At 68.7% G+C, this 24700-nt stretch carries 19 protein-coding genes; 18 read left to right on the top strand and 1 reads right to left on the bottom strand.

Annotation, left to right across the window (positions count from 1 at the left end; genetic code table 11):
• Positions 1 to 77 precede the first annotated feature (77 nt).
• The 13 genes from nudC (at position 78) to gspE (ending at position 16920) form a co-directional block, all read left to right on the top strand.
• Positions 78 to 971, top strand: a complete 894-nt coding sequence (nudC, locus tag ACP59X_RS08965; protein ID WP_428568153.1) for an NAD(+) diphosphatase — start codon at positions 78 to 80, stop codon at positions 969 to 971.
• 90 nt (positions 972 to 1061) lie between these two features.
• The gene (locus tag ACP59X_RS08960; protein WP_428568150.1) at positions 1062 to 1499 is read left to right on the top strand and encodes an RrF2 family transcriptional regulator; all 438 of its coding nucleotides are present in this window, start codon (positions 1062 to 1064) and stop codon (positions 1497 to 1499) included.
• A 173-nt stretch (positions 1500 to 1672) separates the two neighbouring features.
• The gene (locus tag ACP59X_RS08955; protein WP_428568146.1) at positions 1673 to 2974 is read left to right on the top strand and encodes a cytochrome ubiquinol oxidase subunit I; all 1302 of its coding nucleotides are present in this window, start codon (positions 1673 to 1675) and stop codon (positions 2972 to 2974) included.
• A gap of 79 nt (positions 2975 to 3053) precedes the next feature.
• Positions 3054 to 4082, top strand: coding sequence for a cytochrome d ubiquinol oxidase subunit II (gene cydB / locus ACP59X_RS08950; protein WP_428568143.1), 1029 nt, complete (start codon positions 3054 to 3056; stop codon positions 4080 to 4082).
• 209 nt (positions 4083 to 4291) lie between these two features.
• A complete protein-coding gene (locus ACP59X_RS08945; protein WP_428568139.1) occupies positions 4292 to 4567 on the top strand; it encodes a hypothetical protein in 276 nt (91 codons plus the stop codon).
• A 15-nt stretch (positions 4568 to 4582) separates the two neighbouring features.
• The gene (locus ACP59X_RS08940; protein ID WP_428568136.1) at positions 4583 to 6802 is read left to right on the top strand and encodes a heavy metal translocating P-type ATPase; all 2220 of its coding nucleotides are present in this window, start codon (positions 4583 to 4585) and stop codon (positions 6800 to 6802) included.
• On the top strand, positions 6783 to 7223 hold the full coding sequence (locus ACP59X_RS08935) for an HMA2 domain-containing protein (RefSeq protein WP_428568133.1): 441 nt from the start codon (positions 6783 to 6785) through the stop codon (positions 7221 to 7223). The genes ACP59X_RS08940 and ACP59X_RS08935 overlap by 20 nt, the downstream gene beginning before the upstream one ends.
• Before the next feature lie 53 nt (positions 7224 to 7276).
• Positions 7277 to 7966, top strand: a complete 690-nt coding sequence (locus ACP59X_RS08930) for an HD-GYP domain-containing protein (RefSeq protein WP_428568130.1) — start codon at positions 7277 to 7279, stop codon at positions 7964 to 7966.
• A gap of 23 nt (positions 7967 to 7989) precedes the next feature.
• Positions 7990 to 9054: a GGDEF domain-containing protein gene (locus tag ACP59X_RS08925; protein ID WP_428568127.1), complete on the top strand. Its 1065-nt coding sequence runs from the start codon at positions 7990 to 7992 to the stop codon at positions 9052 to 9054.
• Positions 9055 to 9064: 10 nt separating this feature from the next.
• Entirely contained in the window at positions 9065 to 11251 is a 2187-nt protein-coding gene (feoB, locus tag ACP59X_RS08920) for a ferrous iron transport protein B (RefSeq protein ID WP_428568123.1), read from the top strand.
• Between the two features lie 114 nt (positions 11252 to 11365).
• The gene (locus tag ACP59X_RS08915; protein WP_428568121.1) at positions 11366 to 12796 is read left to right on the top strand and encodes an outer membrane homotrimeric porin; all 1431 of its coding nucleotides are present in this window, start codon (positions 11366 to 11368) and stop codon (positions 12794 to 12796) included.
• A 208-nt stretch (positions 12797 to 13004) separates the two neighbouring features.
• On the top strand, positions 13005 to 15086 hold the full coding sequence (gene gspD, locus ACP59X_RS08910; RefSeq protein WP_428568118.1) for a type II secretion system secretin GspD: 2082 nt from the start codon (positions 13005 to 13007) through the stop codon (positions 15084 to 15086).
• Between the two features lie 4 nt (positions 15087 to 15090).
• Positions 15091 to 16920 carry a type II secretion system ATPase GspE gene (gene gspE / locus ACP59X_RS08905; protein WP_428568115.1) on the top strand — a complete coding sequence of 610 codons (1830 nt, stop codon included), beginning with the start codon at positions 15091 to 15093 and terminating at the stop codon, positions 16918 to 16920.
• 218 nt (positions 16921 to 17138) lie between these two features.
• Here gspE and ACP59X_RS08900 read toward each other — a convergent pair whose 3' ends face one another.
• Positions 17139 to 17750: an NAD(P)-dependent oxidoreductase gene (locus tag ACP59X_RS08900; RefSeq protein ID WP_428568109.1), complete on the bottom strand. Its 612-nt coding sequence runs from the start codon at positions 17748 to 17750 to the stop codon at positions 17139 to 17141.
• Between the two features lie 132 nt (positions 17751 to 17882).
• On the opposite strand from ACP59X_RS08900, the gene ACP59X_RS08895 reads away from it, so the two are divergent.
• The 5 genes from ACP59X_RS08895 to ACP59X_RS08875 all read left to right on the top strand — a co-directional run bounded on the left by ACP59X_RS08895 (position 17883) and on the right by ACP59X_RS08875 (position 24565).
• Entirely contained in the window at positions 17883 to 18341 is a 459-nt protein-coding gene (locus tag ACP59X_RS08895; RefSeq protein ID WP_428568104.1) for a winged helix-turn-helix transcriptional regulator, read from the top strand.
• 194 nt (positions 18342 to 18535) lie between these two features.
• Positions 18536 to 19129: a TetR/AcrR family transcriptional regulator gene (locus ACP59X_RS08890; protein WP_428568101.1), complete on the top strand. Its 594-nt coding sequence runs from the start codon at positions 18536 to 18538 to the stop codon at positions 19127 to 19129.
• Positions 19113 to 20105, top strand: coding sequence for a sialate O-acetylesterase family protein (locus tag ACP59X_RS08885; protein WP_428568098.1), 993 nt, complete (start codon positions 19113 to 19115; stop codon positions 20103 to 20105). The genes ACP59X_RS08890 and ACP59X_RS08885 overlap by 17 nt, the downstream gene beginning before the upstream one ends.
• A gap of 63 nt (positions 20106 to 20168) precedes the next feature.
• The gene (locus tag ACP59X_RS08880) at positions 20169 to 21422 is read left to right on the top strand and encodes an efflux RND transporter periplasmic adaptor subunit (RefSeq protein WP_428568094.1); all 1254 of its coding nucleotides are present in this window, start codon (positions 20169 to 20171) and stop codon (positions 21420 to 21422) included.
• Positions 21419 to 24565 carry an efflux RND transporter permease subunit gene (locus ACP59X_RS08875; RefSeq protein WP_428568091.1) on the top strand — a complete coding sequence of 1049 codons (3147 nt, stop codon included), beginning with the start codon at positions 21419 to 21421 and terminating at the stop codon, positions 24563 to 24565. The genes ACP59X_RS08880 and ACP59X_RS08875 overlap by 4 nt, the downstream gene beginning before the upstream one ends.
• Positions 24566 to 24700: the final 135 nt, after the last annotated feature.

The following is a 24700-nucleotide window of genomic DNA, read 5'->3' as shown; positions in this document are numbered from 1 at the left end:
CAAAACCGACGCCGCCGGCTATGTTCGCCCAGGCGGCCCGTCCGTCCGTTTCCCGAATCAAACCACGAGCAAACGCCATGCCCTATCCCGAAACCGTCAACCTCGCCTTCAACCGGGCCGTCATCGAGCCCGAATTCGCCTTCTCCACCCCGGACCGCGACGTGCCGGCGGCCCCGGGCTACTGGCTGGTGCTGCGGGAAAACGCCCTGCTCGTGCGGCCCTCTCCGACCGACGGCCGCCCGGAGCTGCCCCTGGGCCCCGGCCCCCTGGCCGGCCCCTACGCCGTGCCGCCGGTTTTCGTCGGCACCTATCGCGGCCGGCCGCTACGGGCCGCGCGCCTTGCCCCCGAGGCCGCCGTGGCCCCGGGTCTCGTGGCCGTGCCGGCCGGCTACCGCGCCACCGAACTCGACGAGAAGCTGCTCACCCTGGCCGGCATCGCCCGCCAGGTCCTGCACTGGCGCGACCGCAGCCGCATCTGCCCGGCCTGCGGCGGGGCGCCGCGAGAGATTGCCGGCACCTTCGGCGCCCGCTGCCCGTCCTGCGCCCGGGAATACTACCCGCGCCTGCACCCGGCCATCATCGTGCTGATCGCCCGGGGCGACGAGTACCTGCTCGTGCGCAAGCCCGGCTGGCCGCAGGGCCAGTACGGCATGGTGGCCGGCTTCGTGGAGTTCGCCGAATCCCTGGAGGAGTGCGTCGTGCGCGAAGTGGCCGAGGAAACGGGCCTGGCCGTGGACGACATCCGCTACGTCGGCAGCCAGAACTGGCCCTTCCCGAGCCAGCTCATGGCCGGCTTCACCGCCCGCTGCGCCGGTGGCAGCCTGCGCCTGGACACGAACGAACTGGAAGCGGCGGCCTGGTTTTCGGCCAAAAACCCGCCGCCCGTGCTGCCCGCGGCCTCGAGCATCGCCCGCTTCATCCTCGACCACCACGCCGCGGACATGGTCGCCGCCGCCCTGGCCCGCAAATAAGGCGCCGCGCCGGCGGGAAATCCGTTGACAGGCTCCGGCGGCCCATATATAGGATCAATCAAATCCGACTAATCCGAATTGAGGCCGCCCATGCGACTGACCCGCGCCGGCGAATACGCCATCCGCTGCCTGCTCTACCTATCCCAGCACCGGGACCGCCCGATCATCTCCCGCAAGGAGATCGCCGAGGCCATGGACATCCCGGCCCAGTTCCTGGGCAAGGTGGCGCAGCAGCTGGCCCGGGCCGGGCTCATCGCCATCCGCCAGGGGGCGCACGGCGGCTACGAACTGGTGGCCGCGCCGGAGGACATTACCCTGCTGTCCGTGGTCGAGTCCATAGACGGGGAAATTTTTTTAAACGACTGCATCCACCGGCCCGACTCCTGCGACCGCCAGGCCTTCTGCTCGGTGCACCTGGTCTGGGAGCGGGCCCGCCGGCAACTGCGGGACACCCTGGCCGGCACCACGCTGGCCAGGCTGGTCGAGGAGGAGGGGCATGGTTGCGCGAACCGGTCGCCCGGACCGTGAACATACAGGGACGCGGAAGTGAAAATCGTTGTGGGGCTGATGCATTTTCCCTGGGGGGATGCTAGGTACGGCCAGGGCTACGAAAACGCCTCCCGCGCGAGGCTGGCCCGGCCGGCGCCAGGGACGATGCAGCAAGGGACCTTTGGACCTGACGGAGGAAAAGGAGACGGATCATGGACGTATTAATGCTTTCCCGGTTGCAGTTCGCCTTCGCCACATTCATCCACTTCATCTTCGTGCCGCTCACGCTGGGGATGTCCTTCATCGTGGCGGTCATGGAGACGAAGTACGTGCGCACGGGCGACGAAACGTACAAACGGATGGCCAAGTTCTGGGGCAAACTGTTTCTGATCAACTTCGCCCTGGGCGTGGTGACCGGGCTGACCCTGGAATTCCAGTTCGGCACCAACTGGTCGCGCTACTCGGCCTTTGTCGGCGACATCTTCGGCTCGCTTCTGGCCATCGAGGCCACGGCCGCCTTCTTCCTGGAATCCACCTTCATCGCCGTGTGGGTGTTCGGCTGGAACAAGCTCTCGCCCAAGGCCCACGCCGCCTGCATCTGGATCGTGGCCTTCGCCGCCAACCTGTCGGCCTTGTGGATCATCCTGGCCAACGGCTTCATGCAGCACCCGGTGGGCTACGTGATCCAAAACGGCCGGGCCGAGCTGTCGAGCTTCCTTGACGTGCTCACCAACGGCTACGCCTGGAACGAGTATTTCCACACCGTGACCGGTTCCTGGGCCCTGGCCGGCTTCTTCGTGGTCGGCGTGTCGGCCATGCACCTGCTGCGCAAGAGCAACATCGACTTTTTCACCAAGTCGTTCCGCGTGGGCGCCGCCTTCGCGTTGATCTTCACCATCCTCGTGGCCCTCGTCGGCCACCGCCAGGGCAACATCGTGGCCGAACTCCAGCCGGCCAAGCTGGCGGCCATGGAATCCCACTGGACGACCCAGAAAAACGCCCCCATGTACCTCCTGGCCGTGCCCGACCCGGCCAAGGAAGGCAACAGCCTCGAGATCGGCCGCATTCCGAGCGTCTTAAGCCTCATGGCCTTCAACGACCCCTCGGCCACGGTCAAGGGCCTCAAGGACTTCCCGGCCGAGGACCGCCCGCCCGTCACCCTGACGTTTGGCGCCTTCCGCCTGATGGTCGGCCTCGGCACGCTGATGCTCGTGCTGGCCGTGCTGGCCTTCATCGCCCGCCACAAGCCCGAGGACAGCTCGCCCAGGCTGCTCAAAATCCTCGTCTGGGCCATCCCCCTGCCCTACATCGCCCTGCAGGCCGGCTGGGCCGTGGCCGAGGTCGGACGCCAGCCCTGGATCGTCTACGGCCTCATGCGCACCAAGGACGCCGTGTCGCCCCTGGCCGTGGAGCAGGTGGCCATCAGCCTGGTCGCCTTCTTCGTGGTCTACATCCTGCTCGCCGGCTTGGACATCTTCCTTTTGGCTAAGTACGCCCGAAGGGACCCGCACTAGGCCCGGCGACACTGGGAAGCCCTTAACGCGCACAAGCCCGAACCCGGCCACGCCGGTTGCACCGTAAAGGAGAATGGCCATGGATCTCGGAACCACCTGGTTTATCCTCTGGGGAGTACTCTGGGCGATCTACTTCGTCCTGGACGGATTCGACTTCGGCATCGGCATGCTCCGCCCGATCCTGTCCAAAAGCGACACCGAAACCCGCATCATGTACAATGCCATGGGTCCCTTCTGGGACGGCAACGAAGTCTGGCTCATCACGGCCGGCGGCGTGACCTTCGCCGCCTTCCCCAAAACCTACGCCGTCATGTTCTCGTCCCTCTACACGCCGCTGATGCTGCTTTTATTCTCGCTGATCCTGCGCGGCGTCACCCTGGAATTCCGCTCCAAGGTCGACAGCGCCGGCTGGCGCAAGCTGTGGGACACCTGCAACTTCCTGGGCAGCTTTTTGCCCTCCCTGCTCCTGGGCGTGGCCTTCGCCAACATCTTCAAGGGTGTGCCCATCGACCAGGACGGCATCCTCCAGGGCAACCTTTTTACCCTGCTCAACCCCTACGGCCTGGCCGGGGGGCTGCTCTTCGTGGCCCTTTTCGCCCATCACGGCGCGCTGTGGCTGGCGTTTAAGTCCGAGGGCGACCTGCGCGGCCGGGCCATGGGCCTGGCCGGCAAGCTCTGGCCGGTGGTGGCCGTGCTGGTGGTGCTGTTCCTGGCCATGTCCTGGTTCATGACGCCGCTTTTCACCAACTACCTGGTCCACCCGATCCTTTTCGCCATCCTGCTCGTGCCCGTGGCCGGGCTGCTTCTGACCTGCAAGTACCGCCGCGACGGCCGCGCCCTGGCCTCCTGGGTCGGCTCGGCCCTGCTGATTGGCGGGGCGGCCCTTTTCGGCGTCGTCGGCATCTTCCCGGCGCTTCTGCCCTCGAGCCTCAACCCGGCCTATTCCATGACCATCGAGAACTCGGCCTCCACGCCCCTGACCCTGTCCATCATGCTCGGCGTGGCCCTGGTGTTCGTGCCCATCGTCCTCATCTACCAGTTCTGGGCCTTCCACACCTTCCGTCACCCGGTGACCCAGGAAGACCTGGATTACGACGAGGCCTACTAGGCCCGGCCTTCCCCTGCCGCCTCTCGCGCCGCCGCCGGGTTCGCCCGGCGGCGGCTTTTCGTTTGCAAAGCCGCCGCCGGCACAAGCTTGATATTGACAACGATTATCACAATCGGTAAATCCTCGCCGACGCCTCTGACACGCAACCGTAACGCGCCTCCAGCGCATCCTGGGCAAACCTCCAACCCGCTTCCCGCGAAAGGCATCCCATGAACGAATCCATGAAAAACGGCCTGTTCCTCCTGGCTGGCGTGGCTGTCGGCGCCCTCGGGGCCGTGGCCCTGGACAAGGGCAAATTCTCCATCCGCCCGGCCATGACCGACCTGCTCGCCCACGGCCTGGACCTCAAGGACAAGACCGCCGCCGTGCTGGAGCGGGCCAAGGAAAACATCGACGACCTCATCGCCGAGGCCAAGCACACCAAGCAAGCCCGGGACACCAAGGACGGCGAGGCCGCCGTGGCGCCCCAGGGAGAGTCGGCCTAGGCCGCAGCGCAGCCCATGCCTACGACGCCCTGCGCCATCGTCTCCGACATCCCGGGCCGCATGCGCCTGCGCTACGCCTCGGCCGCGGCTTTCGCCGACGGGGCGTCGCCGCTGGTGGCGGCCCTGTCCGCCCTGCCCGGCGTCGTCGCCGTCGCGGCCAACCCGCGCACCGGCGGCGTGCTGATCCAGTACAGGCCCGGCGCGGCGCGGGTGGCCGTCCTGGCCCTGACGCAAAACGGCTCCTCGCCCTATGCCGGCGTAGCGCCCCCCGCGCCGGCCTTGTTGCGCGCTGCGCGCCAGGCCCTGCGCAGCGCCGGCCAGGCCCTGGCCACGGGCCGCAAGCCGCTGGCCGCCCCCCCGGCCGTGGCCGCCCCCGGGGCCGGCGGGCTCACGCCGGGCCTGGCCCTGCTGCGCGAGGCGGGCCTGTTCGCCCTGCGGGCCGTGCTGCCGCCGATGGTGCGGCCGCTGCTGCTGCTGCGCCGGGTGCTCCCGTTTTTGCGGCGCGGGGCGGCGGCGCTGGCCCGGGGCAAGGTCAACGTCGAGGTCCTCGATGCCCTGGCCATCGCCGTGTCCATCGCCCGCAAGGACTACCGGGCCGCCACGGGCATCGCCCTGCTGCTGGGGCTTGGCGAAGTGCTCGAAAGCTCGACGCGCAAACGCTCCCGCGACAGCCTGGCCGCCACGCTCACCGCCTCCTGCGACGCCGTCTGGGTGCGCCGCGACGGCGTGGCCGAGCGCATCGCGGCAAGCGCGGTCGTGCCCGGGGACCTGGCCATCGTCGACATGGGCAACGCCATTCCCGTGGACGGCGTGGTGGTCGAGGGCGAGGGGCTGGTCAACGAGGCCTCCATGACCGGCGAGCCGCTGCCCGCGCACAAGCGCGTGGGGCATACGGTTTTCGCCGGCACGGTGGTCGAGGAAGGCTCCCTGGTCATCCGGGTCGAAAAGGCCGCCGGCGAGACCCGCATCCAGAAGATGGTGGCCGTCATCGAGGAGTCGGAGAACTTCAAGGCCAAGGCCCAGGACCTGGCCGAGCGGTTCGCCGACGCCGTGGTGCCCTGGACGCTGCTCGGGGCGGCGGCGGTCTACGCCGTCACCCGCAACGCCAGGCTGGCCTCGGCCGTGCTGCTGGTGGACTTCTCCTGCGCCATCAAGCTCTCGGCCCCCCTGGCCGTGCTGGCGGCCATGCGCGAGGCGGCCGCCGGCGGCGTGCTGGTCAAGGGCGGCAAGTTCCTCGAAGCCGTGGCCTCGGCCGACGTGTACGTGTTCGACAAGACCGGCACGCTGACCCAGGCCCGGCCGCGCGTGGCCGCCGTGGCCGCCTTAAACGGCTACGACCGGCGCTTCGTGCTCAAGCTCGCCGCCTGCCTGGAGGAGCACTTCCCCCATCCCGTGGCCCGGGCCGTGGTGCGCCAGGCCGAGGAGGAAGGCGTGGTCCACCGGGAATTCCACGCCCAGGTCGACTACATCCTGGCCCACGGCCTGTCCTCCATGGTCGGCGAGGACCGGGTCCGGCTGGGCAGCCGGCACTTCATCGCCGAGGACGAGGGCGTGGGCGTGGCCGAGGCCGACGCGGCCATCGAAACGGCCGGTTTCGGCGGGCTGTCCACGCTCTACCTGGCCGTGGGCGAACGGGTGGCCGGCGTGCTGGCCATCGAGGACCCGCTGGTGCCCGAAGCCCCGGCCGTGCTGCGCGCCCTTGCCGCCCGCGGCGTGGCGCGCCTGGTCATGCTCACCGGCGACGCCCGGGCCCCGGCCGGCCTGGCGGCCCGGCAGCTCGGCATCGACGAATGCCACGCCCAGGTCCTGCCGGCCGACAAGACCCGCCTCGTGCGGGGCTTTCGCGACGCGGGCCATGTGGTGGCCATGGTCGGCGACGGCATCAACGATTCGCCGGCCCTGTCCGCGGCCAATGTCGGCATCGCCCCCCGCCACGGCGCGGACATCGCCCAGGCCGCCGCCGACATCCTGTTGGCCGAAGGCCAGCTCGGTAGCCTCGTGCCCATGCGCGACATCGCCACCGGGCTCATGGCCCGGCTCAAATCCAACTTCCGCACCATCTGCTGGGTCAATTCCATCATCCTGGCCCTGGGGCTGACCGGCCGGTTCACGCCCGGCATCTCGGCCCTGGCCCACAACCTGGCCACGGTGGGCGTGGCCCTGTCGAGCCTTCGCCCCTACCTTCCCCGCCAACTCGAACACGGAGGCACCCCCCATGATCGCCAGCGCCATTGAAGGCCGCGTCCGTTTCCGCCACCCCTTCCTGACCGACCCCGAAACCCTGCGCGCCGTGGCCGAGCAGGTCGCCGCCCTGCCCGGCATCACCGGCGTGGACGGCAACCCCCGCACGGGCAGCCTGCTGATCACCCACGACGCGCGCCTCAAAACCGCCGACCTCCTGGCCATGGCCGAGGCCATGGCCCGCAAGGTCGCGCCCGAGGCGCCGGCCCCGGCCCGGGCCGCCCGGCCCAGGGGCCGGCTCAAGCCCGGCCAGCTTACGCGCCGTACCCAGAAGTTCGGCCTGGCCACCTGCATGGCCGGGGCCGTGGCCACGGGCCTGGCCGACACCAAGGCCGCCCACCTGGCCTTTGGCCTGGGGCTGGCCGGCTTCGCCGCCTGGCACCTGTTCATGTACCGCCGCCGCTTCATGGCCTGACAGCCCGGGATGTGCCTTTGCCCATGTGCGAGACAGCCTTGCTGCATACTCCCGTGTTTGACCTAGCGCTTTCCCGCGGCACCCCAGCCGGTGCCGCCCCGGCTGCACAGGACGCCCTCCTGGCCCAGGTCCACGAACTGGCCGCCGCCCTGGGCCGGGCCATCGACGCCAAGGACAGCCACACCATGGCCCACTCCGAGGAGGTGGCCGAGGTTTCCAAGCTGCTGGCCGCCGGCCTGGGCCTCGGCCCGGCCCAGGCCCAGGCCGTCCACGTGGCCGGCCATCTTCACGACATCGGCAAGATCGGCGTGCCCGACGCCGTGCTCGGCAAACCCGGCCGCCTCACCGCCGAGGAATGGACACGCATGCAGGCCCATCCGGCCATGGGCGCCGACATCCTGGCGCCGCTGTCCTGCCTGTCGGCCATGGGCGTGGTGGCCATGGTGCGGGCCCATCACGAGCGCTTCGACGGCCGGGGCTACCCGGATGGCCTGGCCGGGGCGGCCATACCGCTGGGGGCGCGCATCATCGCCGTGGCCGACAGCCTGTCGGCCATGCTGCAACGCCGCCCCTACCGGCCGGCCATGGGTTTCGAGGCGGCCCGAAAGGAGATCGTCGCCTGCGCCGGCAGCCAGTTCGACCCGGCCGTGGTGGCGGTGTTCCTGCGGCACGAGGAGCGGCTGCGCCGCCTGGCCGCCACGTTTCGCGAGGCCGGCCCCGGACGTCGTCCGGCCGTGTCATGACCCGAAAGACAAAGGACGGTTCCATGGTTGTCGCCACAAGCACCGCCGCGGCCCGGGAAACAGAATGCGCCCACACCGAAGCCCGGCCCCGGGAAGCCGACACGGCCGCCCGCCTGGCCGCCTTCGGGGTCACGGCCCGCATGCGCCTGGTCTTTTTGCTCGTCTTCGCCCTGCCGCCGGGACTTGGGCTCTATTGCCTGGAAACGGGCCTTGTGGCCTCGCCGGGGCGCATGCTCGGGCTGTGGCTGGCCTTGGCCCTGGTGCTGGTGCTGCCCCTGTCCCGGCTGGCGGCCCGGTTCGTGGCCCTGGGCGACATCGCCGCGCTCAACCGCTTTTGCGCCGGGCTGCGCCGGGGCGAATACCACCGCCGGCTGCCCCTGCCCGCCGAGGGCGACGACGAACACGAGGTGCTGCGCCTGATGCGCGACCTCAACTGGCTGGCCCACGGCGTGGAGACCCGCGAGGCCTGGCTGACCACCCTGCTCGACGAAACCAGGCGGCGCGAGCGCCATTTCGCCGACCTGTCCCGCTCCGACGCCCTGACCGGGCTTTTCAACCGCCGCCGCTTCGACGAGGCCCTGCCCGAGCTGACCGCCGAAGCCGCCGCGTCCGGCTATCCCCTGTGGCTGGCCCTGATCGATTGCGACGCCTTCAAGGGCGTAAACGACCGCTTCGGCCATCCGGCCGGGGACGCGGTGCTGGCCGCCATGGGCGCCACCCTGCTCGACTCCACCCGCGAGGGCCTGGACATGCCCTTTCGCCTGGGCGGCGACGAGTTCGCCGTCATCCTCACCCGGTTGCCGGCCACGGCTGCCCTGTCCGTGGCCGAACGCATCCGCTCCCGTTTCGCGGCGGCCAACGCCCACGGCGCCACGGCCAGCCTCGGCCTGGCCCGCCTCGACCCGGCCCGCGACGCCAAACCCTTCACCCACTCCCTGACCGCGCGCTGCGACGCCGCCCTTTATGCGGCCAAGGCCGGCGGCGGCGACCGGGTGTCCGCCGACCCGGCCGATGTGGGCCACGGGGACGGGCCAAGCGGCCCCCAGGCCCGCGACCGCTGCGGCCAGCCCAACCGCTCGCAGGGATAAGGACCGCGCCATGTCGCCCACACTCACCTTCGCCCTGGCCGGCAACCCCAACAGCGGCAAGACGACCCTTTTCAACAGCCTCACCGGCGCGCGCCAACACGTGGGCAACTACCCCGGCGTCACCGTGGAGAAACGCGAGGGCCGCCTGCGCGCCGCCGGCCGGGACCTGATCCTGGTCGATTTGCCGGGCATGTATTCACTGACCGCCTACTGCGCCGACGAACGGGCCGCCCGCAGCTTCCTCGTCGAGGAAAAGCCGAGCTGCGTCATCGACGTGGTGGACGCCGGCACCCTGGAGCGGGGGCTGTACCTCACGGTGCAGTTGCTGGAACTGGGCGCGCCCGTGGTCCTGGCCCTCAACATGATGGACGAGGTCCGGCGCCGGGGCCTGAGCCTGGACACGGGCCTTTTGGCCCGGCTGCTCGGCCTGCCCGTGGTCGCGACCGTGGCCCGCCTGGGCCAGGGCACGGACGACCTGGTGCGCCAGGCCCTGGAGTACGCCAAGGCCCGGCGCGGCCAGTGGAAGCCCCTGGAGCTGTCCTACGGCCCGGACGTGGACCGGGCCCTCGGGGTCATGGCCGCCCGCATCGAGGCCGACCGGTTCCTCACCGACCGCTTTCCGGCCCGCTGGCTGGCCCTCAAATACCTGGAGGCCGACGAGGACGTCATCGTCCTGGCGCGCGGGCGCGGCCCCACGGCGGCCTTCCTGGAGGAAACCGCCGCCCGGCTCGCCCGCCACATCCGCGAGACCCAGGCCACCTATCCCGAGGCCGTCATTTCCGATTACCGCTACGGCTTCATCGCCGCCCTGCTGCGCCGGGGCGTGCTCCAGCGCACCGCCTCGCCGGACCGCCTGGCCGTTTCCGACACGGTGGACCGGGTGCTCACCCACGCCGTGGCCGGCCCCCTGATCATGCTGGCCGTGCTTTTTTGCATGTTCCAGCTGACCTTCCTGACCAGCCGCTACCCCATGGATTGGCTGGAGGCCGGGTTCGGCTGGCTGGGCGAGGCGGCCGGGGCGGCCCTGCCCGAGGGGCTGCTCAAGTCGTTGGTGGTTTCCGGGGTCATCGCCGGGGTGGGCGGGGTGCTGGGGTTCGTGCCGCTGATTTGCGTGATGTTTTTCCTGCTGTCCTGCCTGGAGGACCTGGGCTACACGGCGCGCATGGCCTACATGCTCGACCGGGTGTTCCGGGCCTTCGGGCTGCACGGCGCCTCGGTCATGCCCTTTATCATCTCCGGCGGCATTCCCGGCGGCTGCGCCGTGCCCGGGGTCATGGCCGCCCGGACGCTGCGCAGCCCCAAGGAACGGCTGGCCACCATCCTAAGCGCCCCGTTCATGGCCTGCGGCGCGAAAATTCCCGTCTATCTCCTTCTGATCGCCGCCTTTTTCCCCGAACATCCCGGCATGGTCATGTTCGGTATCACCGTGGCTTCCTGGGCGGCCGCCCTGTGCGTGGCCAAGCTGTGGCGCGCCACGGTCATTGCCGGGCACTCGACCCCCTTTCTCATGGAGCTGCCGCCCTACCGCCTGCCCACCCTGCGGGGGCTTTTGATCCACACCGGCGAACGGGCCTGGCAGTACATCAAGAAGGCCGGCACCATCGTGTTGGCCATTTCCGTGGTCATGTGGGCGGCCATGACCTTCCCGGGCCTGCCGCCCGACCGCCTGGCCGACTACGACGCCGAGCGGGCCGCCCTGGCGGCCGAACGCGAGGCCCTGCCCGACGACGGCTCGGCGCAGGCCGACCGCCAGGCCCTGGGCGAGAGGCTCGACGACCTGGACAACCGGCAAACCGAGGAGGCCCTGCGCCGGTCCCTGGCCGGACGCCTGGGCGTCGCCCTGGAAAGCCTCAGCCGCCTGGCCGGCTTCGACTGGCGCGTCAACATCGCGCTCATCGGCGGGCTGGCCGCCAAGGAGGTGGTGGTGTCCACCCTGGGCACGGCCTACGACCTGGGCCAGGCCGAGCCCGAGGCACCGCAGGCCCTGTCCGGGCGCCTGGCGGCCGACCCGCGCTTCACGCCGGCCGTGGCCCTGGCCCTGATCGCCTTCACCATCCTCTATGCGCCCTGTTTCGTCACCGTGGCCGTCATGGCCCGGGAGACGAACTGGAAATGGGCTGCCTTCGCCGTGGTCGCCAACACGGCGCTGGGCTTTGCCGTGGCCGTGGCCGTCTTCCAGATCGCCCGGATCTGGTAGCCTGCGGGCAAACCATCGAATGGAGGAAGGAGCAACTGGACAGCATAATAAATAAATTTTAGTGCTACCGAAAACGCTTTTGTCTGACCGTCCACACCAAGGGAGACACGATCCATGCGAGGCAAACCTCTTTTTGCCGCCCTGCTGCTCATTACCGCCCTGGCCGGACAGGCCGTTGCCGCCACCGAGGTCAAAATGGCCGGCGACGCCCGCGTCTACGGCGTCTTTTTCGCCAACCGCAACTTCACCGGCTGGAACGAGGACGGCACGCAAACCGAGGACCGGTTGACCATCTGGCAGCGCCTGCGGCTGCGCAGCGACTTCGTCGCCAACGAGAACCTCAAGTTCCGCTTCGGCCTGCGCGTCGACGACCAGGCCTGGGGCCACGACTACCTGACCGCCGCCAATCCCCAGGTGGCCATCGAGCCCTACCTGGCCTACCTGCAATTCAAATGGCCCGGCACCGACATCGAGGTCACGGCCGGCTACCAGCCCCTGTCCGTGCCCCACACCGAGGTCTTCTACGACAGCATCGTGCTCGCCGCCGACGACGGCGACCAGTCCAGCGCCGCCCTGCACCTGAACATTCCCGTGAGCGAAAACCTCTCGGTCCAGGCCGCCTACGCCCGGCTGCTGGCCGCCAACCGGACCTACCAGCCGACCACGACCCAGGTCGGCGACGCCTTCGACACCTACCAGCTGGCCCTGCCCGTGACTGTGGAAGGCTTCTCGGCCACGCCCTGGGGCCTGCTCGGCGTCTACGGCAAGGGGTCCGACCCCGAGGACCTCTTCGCCAACGGCCTGCGCGCGGCCGGCAGCTCCCTGTCCACCAGCGGCTACCCCTACAAGGACAACCAGAACGCCATGTGGTGGGCCGGCCTGGCCCTGACCGTGGACGCGGCCGACCCGTTCAAGTTCTTTTTCGACGGCATCTACGGCGACGCCGCCCCGGCCGACCGCGAGCGCAACCGCCGGCGGGGCTGGTTCCTCGACGCCGGCGTCACCTATTCCGGCTTCGACTGGATGCTGCCCGGCGTCTTCGGCTGGGTGGCCAGCGGCGAGGACGGAAGCATCGCCAACGGCAGCGAGCGCCTGCCCGTCATCACCCCCAAATGGGGGCCGGGCACCTCGTTCCTGTTCGACTGCGACCAGGAATTCGCCAACAACAACATGGGCGTGGACCCGACCGGCACCTGGGGCCTGGCCGGGAGCCTTCGCGACGTGAGCTTCATCGAGGCCCTCAAAAGCCGCCTGACCGTGGCCGTTATCGCCGGCACCAACAGCGTGGCCGGCCTGCGAAAGGCCGTCGTCGCTACGGGCGGCGTCGGCCAGTACGTGACCATGGGCCGCAACCTGGCCCAGGGCGAATGGCTCGTCGGCGTCAACTTCGACCACAGCTACGCCATCACCGAGCAATTGACCCTCACGGTGCAGACCGGCTTCGCCACGCCGCAGGGGCTCAAGACCAGCATCTGGGGCCACCGCTTCACCCAGCAGGCCGAAAACGCCTTCATGGGCTCCGTGGGTTTCCTCTACACCTTCTAGAATCCGTCCGCCGTCGCGAGCCTGGACGCCCCTGCCCCCCCGTGGTAGGGTCGTGCCAGGCTTGCGACGCTGTCGCGCTGCGTTCCCAAGGCGTCCCCGGCGCCCGGGGAAGCGCGCCCCGCCGCCGCAAGGCCATCCCCATGCAACACAACGCCGGCCGCCAAGGCCGGGCCGGATACGCCGGAGACGGTTGACGACAGGTGTCGCCATGCATTGCCCCTTGCCCAAACGCCTTTCCACCATCCCCCCCGGGCGCGCCCGCGCCTGGTTTGCGTTGCTTGCGGCCGTGCTGTGCGCCGCTTGTGTCCTGGTCGCCCGGCCGCCGGCCGTGGGCGCCGCCAAGGCCGGTCCGGCCCCGGCCGCCAGCCCGGAAGCCGTCGCCGATGCCCCCGCGCCGGCCCCGGCCGGCGCCAAATCCATCAGCCTCAATTTCGACGGCGTGGACCTGCGGGCCTTCATCAAATACATCAGCCAGGTCACGGGCAAGAATTTCGTCATCGACGACGCCGTCAAGGGCAACGTCACGGTCATCTCGCCGGCGCCCCTGAGCCTGGAGGAAGTCTACAAGGTTTTCGAGTCCGTGCTCGAGGTCAACGGCTTCACCGCCCTGCCCACGGAGAACTTCGTCAAGATCGTGCCGGCCAAGACCAGCCGGTCGCGCAGCATGCCGCTTATCGACGGCAACAAGACCGAGCCCTCGCCCAACGACCACATGGTCACCCAGGTGCTCAACCTCACCAACGCCCGCTCGCCGGAAGTGCGCAAGGTCCTGGCTCCGCTGGTCTCCCCGGACGGCTTACTCGCCGACTACGCCGACACCAATACGCTCATCATCACCGACTACCGGCCCAACATCCAGCGCATCATCGGCATCGTCAACCAGATCGACGCCTCCTCGGCCCGGGCCTCGCTGTACATGTTCCCCTTAAAACACGCCTCGGCCAGCAAGCTGGCCCAGAAAATCGAAAAGGTCCTGACCCAGGAGGCCCGCAAGGAAGGCGGCGGCCAGGCCAAGCTCAATGTCGTGGCCGAGGAACGCACCAATTCCATCATCGTCATGGCCGAGCCCCAGTACGTCAGCCAAGTCAAGGCACTGCTGGCCCGCCTCGACGTGCCCAACCAGACCGAACAGGGCAACCTGCGCGTCTACAAGCTCCAGCACGCCGATGCCGAGAACTTGAGCAAGGTCTTAAACGAGCTGTTCACCAAGGGCGGCGGCTCGGCCTCGGGCGGCGACGGCAAGGCGCAAGCCGCGCCGACCATTTCCGGCGGCTTCAACTTCGTGGCCGACAAGGCCACCAACAGCCTGCTCGTCACGGCCGCGCCCGAGGATTTCGGCTTCGTGGACAGCGTGGTCCAAAAGCTCGATGCCGCCCGCAAGCAGGTCTACGTCGAGGCGCTGATCATGGAAGTGTCCACGGACAAGTCCGTATCCTTCGGCGTGAACTTAAACGTGGCCAACAAGCAGAAGGCCCTGGGCGACAGCAAGTACGGCGGGCTCGTGTTCGGCTCGTCCAACCCGGCCGGCTACGAATCCCTCTACAATTCCTCGGGCGCCTTCGTGCCCCCGGCCGGCGGCAGCCTCGGCGCCCTGGCCTTTCCGGTGAAAATCGGCGAGGTGGTCTATTCCAACCTCCAGGCCATGATCGGCGCGGCCAAGTCGGACAACAGCTTCAACATCATCGCCACGCCCCAGCTGATGACCCTGGACAACGAGGAGGCCACCATCACCGTGGCCGAAAACCGGCCCTACCTGACCAGCCAGGACGTGGGCCAGTCCACCACCGACCGGCCCTACCAGCGCTTCGACTACAAGGACGTGGGCACCACCCTCAAGGTCACGCCGCAGATCAACGAAGGCAACGCCATCAAGCTCAAGATCAAGCAGGAAACCAGCCGCATCGACGAGACCGTGACCAAGGAGACCGGCACGCTCCAGCCCACCACGCGCAAGCGCGTCACCGAGACCACGGTCATGTGCCACAACGGCGAAACCATCGTGCTCTCCGGGCTCATTGGCAAAAGCCGCAGCGAAGGCAACAGCAAGGTGCCCGGCCTGGGCGACGTGCCGGTCCTGGGCTGGCTTTTCAAGAACAAGTCCGTGATCGACGACCGCACCAACCTCTACGTCTTCATCACGCCGCGCATCACCTCGCCCGGGCCCGACAGCGACAAGGTCCTGCACGACAAGCAGATGGACATCGAACGGCAGATCGAATTCGGCGAACCGGAGCTGGCCGCGCCCATCCGCAAGGCGCCGGTCTTTTTCGCGGCCGGTGTCGGCGGGTAAGGCCATGGCCCAGACTGACCGGCCCGCCCCCCGGGGCGGCCCGACCATCGGCCAGCGCCTGGCTGGCGCCTGCCGCCTGCCGGATTGGCTGAAAAAATCCGGCCCGGGACGGGCTTCCGGCCCTCCGGCCGAGCCCTGTGTCCCCTTGCCGGCCGTGCTCGAGCCCGTGGCCGAGACCCTGCACCTTGGCCTCGACATCCTGGAGGAGACCTTCGCCGAGGCCGCCCGCCTGGGCCAAAACCCCATCCGCCGCCTGTCGGAAATCCACAAGGTCGACCCGCAGCTGGCCTGCCAGTCCCTGGCCGAGGCCCTGGCCATGCCCTACCTCGCGGAGATTCGCCTCGCCGACGCCGACGCCGAACGCCTGCGCGCCCTGCCGTTCGCCTATCTCAAGCGCAACCTGGTTGTGCCCTATGGCCCCGAGGGCGACATGGTCCTGGCCATGGCCGACCCCTTCTGCCCGGAGCTGGCCGACGACGTGCGGCGCCTGTGCGGCGCGCCGGACCTGGCCCCGGCCCTGGCCCTGCCCGAAACGATCCTGTCGGCCATCAACCGCGCCTTCGGCGAGGCCGACGCCGAAAGCCAGCCCGTGCTCGACGACGTGACCCTCGACGACTTCATCGGCCCGCCCCCGGAGAACATGTCCACCGAGGACCTCCTGGACGAGACGAGCAACGCCCCGGTCATCCGCCTCGTCAACCAGCTCCTCACCCAGGCCGTCAAGGACCTGTGCAGCGACATTCATATCGAGCCCTACCAGAATTCGCTCAAGATCCGCTTCCGCCTCGACGGCGTGCTCTACGACATCAAGACCCTGGACAAGCGCTGGCATCCGCCGGTGGTCTCCCACGTCAAGATCCGCTCCAAGCTCGACATCGCCGAACGGCGCCTGCCCCAGGACGGCAGCTTCGACATCCGCCTGGGCAACCGCACCGTGGACATCCGCGTTTCGGTGTTCCCCACCAAGTTCGGCGAACGCCTCGTGCTGCGCCTGCTGGAAAAAAACACCCGTATCTTAAGCCTCGAGGAACTGGGCCTGGCCCCGGCCAACCTGGCCGTGGTCCGGCGCCTCGTGGCCATGCCCCACGGCATCATCCTGGTCACCGGCCCCACCGGCTCGGGCAAATCCACCACGCTTTACGCCACCATCAACCACATCAATTCCGCCGACAAAAACATCCTCACCATCGAGGACCCGGTGGAATACCAGATCGAGGGCGTGGGCCAGATGCAGGTCAACGCCAAAATCGACCTGACCTTCGCCAGCGGCCTGCGTTCGATCCTGCGCCAGGACCCGGACGTGATCCTCGTCGGCGAAATCCGCGACGCCGAAACGGCCCAGATCGCCTGCCAGGCGGCGCTGACCGGCCACCTGGTCTTTTCCACCCTGCACACCAACGACGCTGCCTCGGCCGTCACCCGCATGGTGGACATGGGCATCGAGCCCTACATGGCCGCCTCGGTGCTGCGGGCCATCGTGGCCCAGCGCCTGGTGCGGGTGCTGTGCCCGCGCTGCCGCCTGCCCGTGGACGCGACCGAAGAGGACCTGCTGCCTCTGGGCCAGGCGGGCCGCAGCCTCATCGGCCGGCCCATCAACCGGGCCGTGGGCTGCCCCCAGTGCATGCACACCGGCTTTCGCGGCCGCACGGCCATCCACGAGGTCCTGGTCGTGGACGAGGACATGGCCGAAGCCATCCTCCACGGCGCCGACGCCGGCCGCATCCGGGCCAGGGCCGTCGATTCCGGCATGATCACCCTGCGCGGCGACGGCCTGGCCAAGATCCTGTCCGGCGTCACCACCGTGGACGAGGTCGTGCGGGCCACCCTGGTCTAAAAGGGTGTCGCACAAAGGGTCAGCGGAGAAGCCTTCGGCGGCCAACGGGCTCTCGCCCTTTGGAATCCCCTCATGATTGCACAGAGGAGTTGCGAAAAAATTTCTCTTGCAACACGTGACACGTAAAAAGCCCCAATCCCCTTCGCGGCCGCGCCAGGAGGGAGGGCGCCCCGTTGCGAGCGATTGCTCGCCCGGGCCGCCCTCCGGCGCGGCAGGCGTCAGTAGCCGACGGTGAAACGCTGCCGGACATGGGCCGGCTGCTCGATTTCGTCGACCAGGGCCACGGCGTAGTCCTCGAACGAAATGCGGGAACCGGCTTCATTCGTCAGGAGCCGGTCCTGCCCCAGGCGGAAGATGCCCGTGCGCTCGCCCGGCACGAACAGGGCCGAGGGCGACAGGAACGTCCAGTCCAGGTCGTCGACGGTTTTCAGCAGCTCCAGGAAGGCCGCGCCCTTGGACGCTTCGTCCTTGTAGGCCTCGGGGAAATCCGGTGCGTCGATGAGGCGCCGCCCCGGGGCGACCTCCAGGCTGCCGGCCCCGCCCACCACAAGGTAGCGCCGGACGCCGGACGCGCGCACCGCCTCGAGCAGCAGTTGCGGGTCGCTGGCCAAAAAATGCACGGCACTGACCACGGCATCGTGGCCGCGCAGCAGCGCCGCCAGCCCGTGCGGATCGAAGACGTCCCCGGCAACGGCCGTCACGCCGGGCAGGCTGGCGATCTTGCCCGGGTTGCGGGCGATGCCGGTCACCCGGTGCCCCCGGTCGGACAGTTCCTTGAGGATGCGCGAGCCGGCGTTGCCGGATGCGCCGATGAGCGCGATGTGAGCCATGACTTGACCTCCCAGGTTTGTTTTTGCGACAAGGTCCGCAGTTTGGACCAGCATGTAGGCCAGCCACGGGTTGGGCGCAAGAAGTCATCGTCGCCTGATCGGGTCAGCGCGCCGTGACCGGGGAGGACCACCATGAACGAAGCCAGGCCGCAAAAACGGGGCGCGGCCCTCGAGCCCCCCTTGGAGCAGCCCTGCCCGATCCGCGACGTGCTTGACCGCATCGGCGACCAATGGAGCCTGCTCGTGCTGGAGGCCCTGGACGGCCGCACCCGGCGTTTCAACGAATTGCTGCGCGCCATCGGCGACATCTCGAAGCAGATGCTCTCCACGACCCTCAAGCGCCTGGAGCAGGACGGCTTTGTCACGCGCACGCTGTTCGGGGAAATCCCCCCGCGCGTGGAATATGCCCTGACCGAGCTTGGCCGCTCGTTTCTGGTGCCCCTGCGCACGCTCATCACCTGGGCCGACAGCCATCACCGCCTGATCGTCGCGTCGCGCCAGCGCTATGGCGCCCGAAACGGGAACCCGGTCCCCTCGTGTCGCGTCCTTGAACGGGACATGGGCGTATTTGGAAACAACACCATAAAATAAGTATTTTTTAAGGGGCGCAACACGAGGCGGCGCCACGCCCCGGGTCGGCCCCCTCCCCCGCGCGCCCCGGGCCGTGCCGGCCGGCCTGGCCGCCGCCTTGACCTTTTAGGCCGGGGCGGCTATCACCCGCCCCTTTCCGGCCAGGCCCGGCCGATTTTTTCTTGACACTTCGTAAACAGGCGTTAACATCCCTCATGGCCGAACGCTTGGAATCCCCCCTGCGCCGGGAGCAGATCGCCGATGCGGCCCTGGCCATCGTGGTGGAGCAAGGCATCGGCGCGGTGACGGTACGCCGCGTGGCCGAGGCCGTGGGCATCTCGGCGGCGGCGCTCTACCGGCACTACAAGAACAAGGGCGACATCCTGGCCGCCGTGCTCGAGGAGCACCACGAGTTCCACCTGGCCAACGTCCGCCGGGCCCTGTCCCAAGGGCTCGGGCCGCTGGATTCGCTGCACCTGCTCTATTCGGACATGATGAAGCTCGTGGCCCGCTACCGGGCCTTGCCCGTGATTTTCTTGTCCGACGTGCTGTGGTTCGAGGAACCCAGGCTGCGCGACCTCAAGATGCGCCACCACGAGGCCATCCGCGACGTGCTGCGCGACCTGATCGCCAAGGGCCAGGAGCAGGGGGAAATCCGCGACGATGTGCGGCCCCAGGAAATAGTCAATCATTTCATAGGACTTGTGGCCATGCCGGCGCTGATGTGCGCGCGCAATCCCGAGGATGTGGATATGGACCGCCAGGCTGCCGCCAACTGGGAGCTGTTCGCCGATGCCGTCGCTCGCTGATTTTTTTTCCCTGCGAAGTGAACGCTCGTTCACGCCGTTGCGGCCGCGCCTGGCCGGTTTGGTCGCCGGCCTGACCGTGCTGGCGGCGCTGACCGTGGAGTTCGCGCCGGCGGCCGCGCCCCGGCCGAGCCTCCAGGACGTCCGGGCCAACTACGCCATGCGGCTGCCGGACGTGACCCCCCGGGGCGAACTGGCCGTCTACGAAGGTGCGCCCGACGAGCCGGCCGCTCACTGCGACAGCCTGCTTGGGCCGCGCACCATGATCGCCCTGGTCGTGGGCCAGTCCAACGCCTCCAACACCGTGGACCCGGGCTACGCCGCGGCCGAACCCGTCTATGCCTACGCGGGCGGGGCCTGCCATCGGGTGCGCGACGCCATCCCCGGGGCGACCGGGAACAAGGGCAGCAGCTGGGCCCGCCTGGGCGACCGGATCATCGCCAGCGGCCTGTACGATACCGTGATCTTCGCGGACATCGCCCGGGGCGGTTCCTCCATCCTGCACTGGGGGCCGGGCGGGCCGCTCAACGCCTTGCTCACCGAAACCCTCGACGCCCTGGCGGCGGAAAACATGCGCCCGACCCATGTCCTGTTCCATCAGGGCGAGGCGGATTGCCTTCTGGGGCTTTCCCGGGCGGAATACGGCGTCGTGCTGGAAGCGGTTTTAGGCGATATCCGCGCCCACGGCGGCCCGGCCAGCGACATCTTCGTCTCCCGGGCCTCGCTCTACCTGGACCCGGCCTGCGGGGACAAGCGCAACCCCACCTGCTACGTCGCCTGCCCGGCCGTGACCGCCGCCCAAACCGAGGCCGCCGACCCCGAGCGAAAAATCTTTTCCGGCCCCAACACCGACCTGCTCGTCCCCTGGTTCGACCGCAACGACGGCTACCATTTCACGGACCTGGCCGCCGACCGGTTCGCCGCCGCCTGGATGCCGCTTTTGGTCCGGGACGGCCTCGGCACCGGCCTGCCCAACTGACGCAACGAGACCATGGCCGCCGTCTTTCCCGCTTTCCGGGAAGGCCGCCGGCCCGGAGGATGTATGTCTGTTTTCCGTTTTTCCGCTTGCACCCGCCTCATGGCCGCCTTGGGTGTTGCGACCCTGCTGGCGGCATCCCTTTCCGGCTGCGCCACGGACAGCTCCGGCCAGGAAACGGCCGCCGCGGCCCCGCCGCCCCCGGAAATCGTGGCCTTTGCCGTGCGCCATGGCGACATCCCGCTTAACATGACCTTCATGGGCCAGACCGCCGGCTCGCGCGAGGTCGAGGTCCGGGCTCGGGTCGGCGGCATCCTGCTTCGCCGCAACTACGAGGAAGGCCGGCCGGTGCGCCGGGGCGATCTCATGTTCGAGATCGATCCGGCTCCGTACCAGGCGGCCCTGGAGCAGGCCCAGGGCGCGCTGGGCCAGGCTGAAGCCACCCTGGAGCAGGCCAAGCGCGACGCCGCCCGCATGGAGACCCTCTACAAGGGCGACGTGGTGGCCAAGAAGGACTTCGACGACGCGAAGACCACCCTGGCCTCGGCCACGGCCGCCGTGGACACGGCCAAGGGCAAGGTGCGCGAGGCCTCGCTCAACCTCGAGTGGACCAAGGTCACGGCCCCCATCTCGGGCCTGACCAGCAAGGAGGCCCGCTCCGAGGGCAGCCTCATCACCACCACCAGCGACGGGAGCCTTCTCACCACGATCAACCGCGTGGACCCGCTCTACGTCAACTTCTCCATGTCCGGCCAGGAAACGCTGCGGCTGCGCAAGCAGATGGCCGAGGGCAAGGTGGTGCTCGGCCGGGAGGGCGACTTCGTGGTGCGCCTGACCCTGCCCGACGGCGCCGACTACAAGGAGCCCGGCCGCATCAACTTCACCGATACGCAAGTCGACCCCACCACGGGCGTGGTCAAGGTGCGGGCGGAGTTCAAAAACCCCGACGGCGCCGTGCTGCCCGGCCAGTTCGTGCGGGTGCGCCTGGAGGGCGCCCGCTACAAGGACGTCCTGTCCGTGCCCCAGGGCGCGGTGCTCAACACCCAGCAGGGGGCCATGGTCTGGGCGCTGGACGAGAAAAACCAGGTCGCGCCCCGGCCGGTGGTGCTCGGCGAGGCCGTGGGCAACGACTACCTCATCGAAAAGGGCCTGTCCGAAGGCGAGCGCATCGTGGCCGAAGGCGTGATCAAGGTGCGCCCGGGCCTGACCGTGCGCGTGCGCGAGGACGCCCCGGCCACCGGCGCGGCCCAGCCTCCCCAAAACGGCGAGGCCCCCCAGAAGGCCGACGCCGCCGCCCCGGCCAAGGAGCCCCGTTCATGATCTCACGGTTTTTCCTGGGCCGCCCGGTCTTTTCCATCGTCATCTCGCTGGTCATCATCCTGGCCGGCCTGGCGGCGATCCGCAGCCTCCCCATCGCCCAGTACCCGGACATCATCCCGCCCGAGGTCAACGTCACCACGGCCTACCCCGGGGCCAGCCCCGAGGTCATCGCCGAAACCGTGGCCGCGCCGCTGGAACAGCAGATCAACGGCGTGGACAACATGCTCTACATGCGCTCCACGAGTTCCGGCGACGGGGCGCTGTCCATCACCGTCACCTTTTCCGTGGGCACCGACCCCGACCAGGCGACAATCAACGTCAACAACCGCGTCCAGGCCGCCCTGACCACCCTGCCCACGGAAGTGCAGCGCCAGGGCGTGGTCGTGCGCAAGAAATCGTCCAACATCCTGCAGATTCCCATTTTCGAGTCGCCCAACAAGCGCTTCGACGCGATCTACATCAGCAACTACGTGCTGGTGAACGTCCTCGACGAACTCAAGCGCCTGCCCGGCGTGGGCGACGCCTCCATCTTCGGGGCCAAGGACTATTCCATGCGCGTCTGGCTGCGTCCGGACAAGCTGGCCCAGCTCAAGCTCACGCCGGCCGACGTGGCCAATGCCATCTCCGAGCAGAACGCCCAGTTCGCCGCCGGCCGCATCGGCGCCGAACCCACCGATCCGGCCAAGCCCGTGGCGCTCAACTACATGGTCACCACCAAGGGCCGGCTGGCCACGGCCGAGGAGTTCGAGGACATCATCCTCAAGGCCCAGGCCGACGGCTCGGTACTGCGCCTCAAGGACGTGGCCCGGGTGGAGCTCGGGGCCAAGGACTACACCTCCGTGTCCAAGCTGTCCGGCAACCCCTCGGTAGCCATCGGCATCTTCCTGTCCCCGGGGGCCAACGCCCTGGATACGGCGGACTTGGTCACGAAGAAACTGACCGAGCTGTCCAAGCGCTTTCCCGACGGGCTGGACTACAAGATCGCCCTGGACACCACCACCTTCGTGCGCGTGTCCATCGAGGAGGTCATCCACACCCTGGTCGAGGCCATGATCCTGGTCTTCCTGGTGGTCTTCGTGTTCCTGCAGAACTTCCGGGCCACGCTCATCCCCTGCCTGGCCGTGCCGGTGTCCATCATCGGCACGTTCGCCGGCATGCAGGCCCTGGGGTTCACCATCAACACGCTGACCCTTTTCGGCATGGTCCTGGCCATCGGCATCGTGGTCGACGACGCCATCGTGGTGCTCGAAAACGTCGAGCGCATCATGACGGCGGAAAAACTGCCGCCCAGGGAAGCCACGGCCAAGGCCATGGAAGAAGTGACCGGCCCGGTCGTGGCCATCGTGCTGGTGTTGTGCGCCGTGTTCGTGCCCGTGGCCTTCCTGGGGGGGCTGACCGGCCAGATGTACAAGCAGTTCGCCATCACCATCGCCGTGTCCGTGGTCATCTCGGGCCTGGTGGCCCTCACGCTGACCCCGGCCCTGTGCGCCTCGCTGCTCAAGCCCGGCCACACCGAGCCCAACCGCCTCTTTCGCGCCTTCAACCGCTTCTTCGACACGGTGACGCGCGGCTATGCCGCCGGCGTGGCCTTCCTGCTGCGCCGCAGCTTCCTGGCCGTGGTCCTTTTCGCGGTGCTGTGCGCCGGGGCCTTGTGGATGTTTCGCATCGTGCCCGGGGGCCTGGTCCCGGACGAGGACGTGGGCTACATCCTCGGCGTCAACATCCTGCCCGACGGCACGTCGCTGCGGGCCACGGAAGCCGTGGACGACGCCATGGACGCCATGAACGCCCAGGATCCGGCCACCAAGTACATGATCACCATCACCGGCCTGGACATCCTGTCGTTCACCTACCGCTCCAACTACGGCACCATGTTCATTCCCTTGAAACCTTGGGACGAACGCAAAAAGCCGGGCGAGAGCTCGTTTGACATGGTCAAGCGCCTCTTCGGGCGCGGCATGGCCCTGCCCAAAAGCCTGACCCTGGCCTTCAATCCGCCGCCCATTTCCGGCATGTCCAACACCGGCGGCTTCGAGGCCTACCTGCAAAGCCGCGGCGAGGGCGGCGTCCAGGAACTGGCCGCCATGACCGACAAGCTCCTGGCCGAGGCCCGCAAAAACCCGGTCCTCGGCCGGGTGGCCACCACCTTCGGCGCCAACGTGCCCCAGCTGCGCATCGACCTGGACCGCCAGAAAGCCAAGGCCCTGGGCGTGGCCATAAGCGATGTCTACGCCGCCCTCCAGTCCACGTTCGGCGCCTATTACGTCAACGACTTCAACAAGTTCGGCCGCACCTTCCGGGTCCAGATCCAGTCCGAGTCGGATTTCCGCGACCGGCCCGAGGACCTGCGCGACGTCTACGTGCGCTCGGCCAAGGGCGAAATGATCCCCCTGACCGCCCTGGCCAACATCGAGAAATCCACCGGCCCCGAGGTCATGGAGCGCTTCAACGTCTTCCCGGCGGCCAAGATCATGGGCCAGCCGGCCGAAGGCCATACATCGAGCGAAGCCCTGGCCGCCATGGAACAGGCCGCCAAGTCCCTGCCGGCGGACTACACCCTGGCCTGGACCGGCTCGGCCTACCAGGAAAAAGCCGCCCAGGGCTCCTCGGCGCTCATTTTCGGCATGGGCATCGTCATGGTCATCCTGATCCTGGCCGCCCAGTACGAACGCTGGACCCTGCCGTTCGCCGTGGTCATGGCCGTGCCTTTTGCCCTCTTCGGCGCCATCGCCGCCGTCTTCGGCCGGGGGCTGTCCAACGACATCTACTTCCAGATCGCCCTGGTGACGCTCATTGGCCTGGCGGCAAAAAACGCCATCCTCATCGTGGAATTCGCCGTGCTCGAGGTCAAGGCCGGCAAGCCCCTCGCCGACGCCGCGCTGGCGGCGGCCCGGCTGCGCTTTCGGCCCATCATCATGACCTCCCTGGCCTTCATCCTGGGCTGCCTGCCCCTGGCCATCTCCACCGGCGCCGGCGCCAACAGCCGCCACGCCATCGGTACGGGCGTCATCGGCGGCATGCTCGGGGCCACGATCATCGCCCCGTTTTTCATCCCGGTCTTTTTTAAGCTCATCATGAGCCTGGGTGCCGCGGCCAGGCGCCTGGCCGGCGGCCGCGGCGACGCGGGCGGCACCCACCCCTGACGCCCTCCCTCCCTCGCCCGACCGGGCGCCGCGCGGCTCCCCCCTCCCGCGGCGCCCGGCTCGGGCCTTCTCCAGGGCCGGCGGCAAAATGCGTCTTGTCGCTTCCGGCGGTTTGCTGCATACTTGAAAAAATGG

It is taken from the genome of Solidesulfovibrio sp. DCME (genome assembly GCF_049995385.1).
Lineage (GTDB): Bacteria > Desulfobacterota > Desulfovibrionia > Desulfovibrionales > Desulfovibrionaceae > Solidesulfovibrio.
The sequence above is the reverse complement of the archived record's forward strand: the minus strand, read 5'-3'. Positions and strand labels throughout refer to the sequence as shown.

Bases quoted from the DNA above. Each gene is read 5' to 3' on its own strand.
- nudC (WP_428568153.1), top strand. From the start codon at position 78: ATGCCCTATCCCGAAACCGTCAACCTCGCCTTCAACCGGGCCGTCATC.
- ACP59X_RS08960 (WP_428568150.1), top strand. From the start codon at position 1,062: ATGCGACTGACCCGCGCCGGCGAATACGCCATCCGCTGCCTGCTCTAC.
- ACP59X_RS08955 (WP_428568146.1), top strand. From the start codon at position 1,673: ATGGACGTATTAATGCTTTCCCGGTTGCAGTTCGCCTTCGCCACATTC.
- cydB (WP_428568143.1), top strand. From the start codon at position 3,054: ATGGATCTCGGAACCACCTGGTTTATCCTCTGGGGAGTACTCTGGGCG.
- ACP59X_RS08945 (WP_428568139.1), top strand. From the start codon at position 4,292: ATGAACGAATCCATGAAAAACGGCCTGTTCCTCCTGGCTGGCGTGGCT.
- ACP59X_RS08940 (WP_428568136.1), top strand. From the start codon at position 4,583: ATGCCTACGACGCCCTGCGCCATCGTCTCCGACATCCCGGGCCGCATG.
- ACP59X_RS08935 (WP_428568133.1), top strand. From the start codon at position 6,783: ATGATCGCCAGCGCCATTGAAGGCCGCGTCCGTTTCCGCCACCCCTTC.
- ACP59X_RS08925 (WP_428568127.1), top strand. From the start codon at position 7,990: ATGGTTGTCGCCACAAGCACCGCCGCGGCCCGGGAAACAGAATGCGCC.
- feoB (WP_428568123.1), top strand. From the start codon at position 9,065: ATGTCGCCCACACTCACCTTCGCCCTGGCCGGCAACCCCAACAGCGGC.
- ACP59X_RS08915 (WP_428568121.1), top strand. From the start codon at position 11,366: ATGCGAGGCAAACCTCTTTTTGCCGCCCTGCTGCTCATTACCGCCCTG.
- gspD (WP_428568118.1), top strand. From the start codon at position 13,005: ATGCATTGCCCCTTGCCCAAACGCCTTTCCACCATCCCCCCCGGGCGC.
- gspE (WP_428568115.1), top strand. From the start codon at position 15,091: ATGGCCCAGACTGACCGGCCCGCCCCCCGGGGCGGCCCGACCATCGGC.
- ACP59X_RS08900 (WP_428568109.1), bottom strand. From the start codon at position 17,750: ATGGCTCACATCGCGCTCATCGGCGCATCCGGCAACGCCGGCTCGCGC.
- ACP59X_RS08895 (WP_428568104.1), top strand. From the start codon at position 17,883: ATGAACGAAGCCAGGCCGCAAAAACGGGGCGCGGCCCTCGAGCCCCCC.
- ACP59X_RS08890 (WP_428568101.1), top strand. From the start codon at position 18,536: ATGGCCGAACGCTTGGAATCCCCCCTGCGCCGGGAGCAGATCGCCGAT.
- ACP59X_RS08885 (WP_428568098.1), top strand. From the start codon at position 19,113: ATGCCGTCGCTCGCTGATTTTTTTTCCCTGCGAAGTGAACGCTCGTTC.
- ACP59X_RS08880 (WP_428568094.1), top strand. From the start codon at position 20,169: ATGTCTGTTTTCCGTTTTTCCGCTTGCACCCGCCTCATGGCCGCCTTG.
- ACP59X_RS08875 (WP_428568091.1), top strand. From the start codon at position 21,419: ATGATCTCACGGTTTTTCCTGGGCCGCCCGGTCTTTTCCATCGTCATC.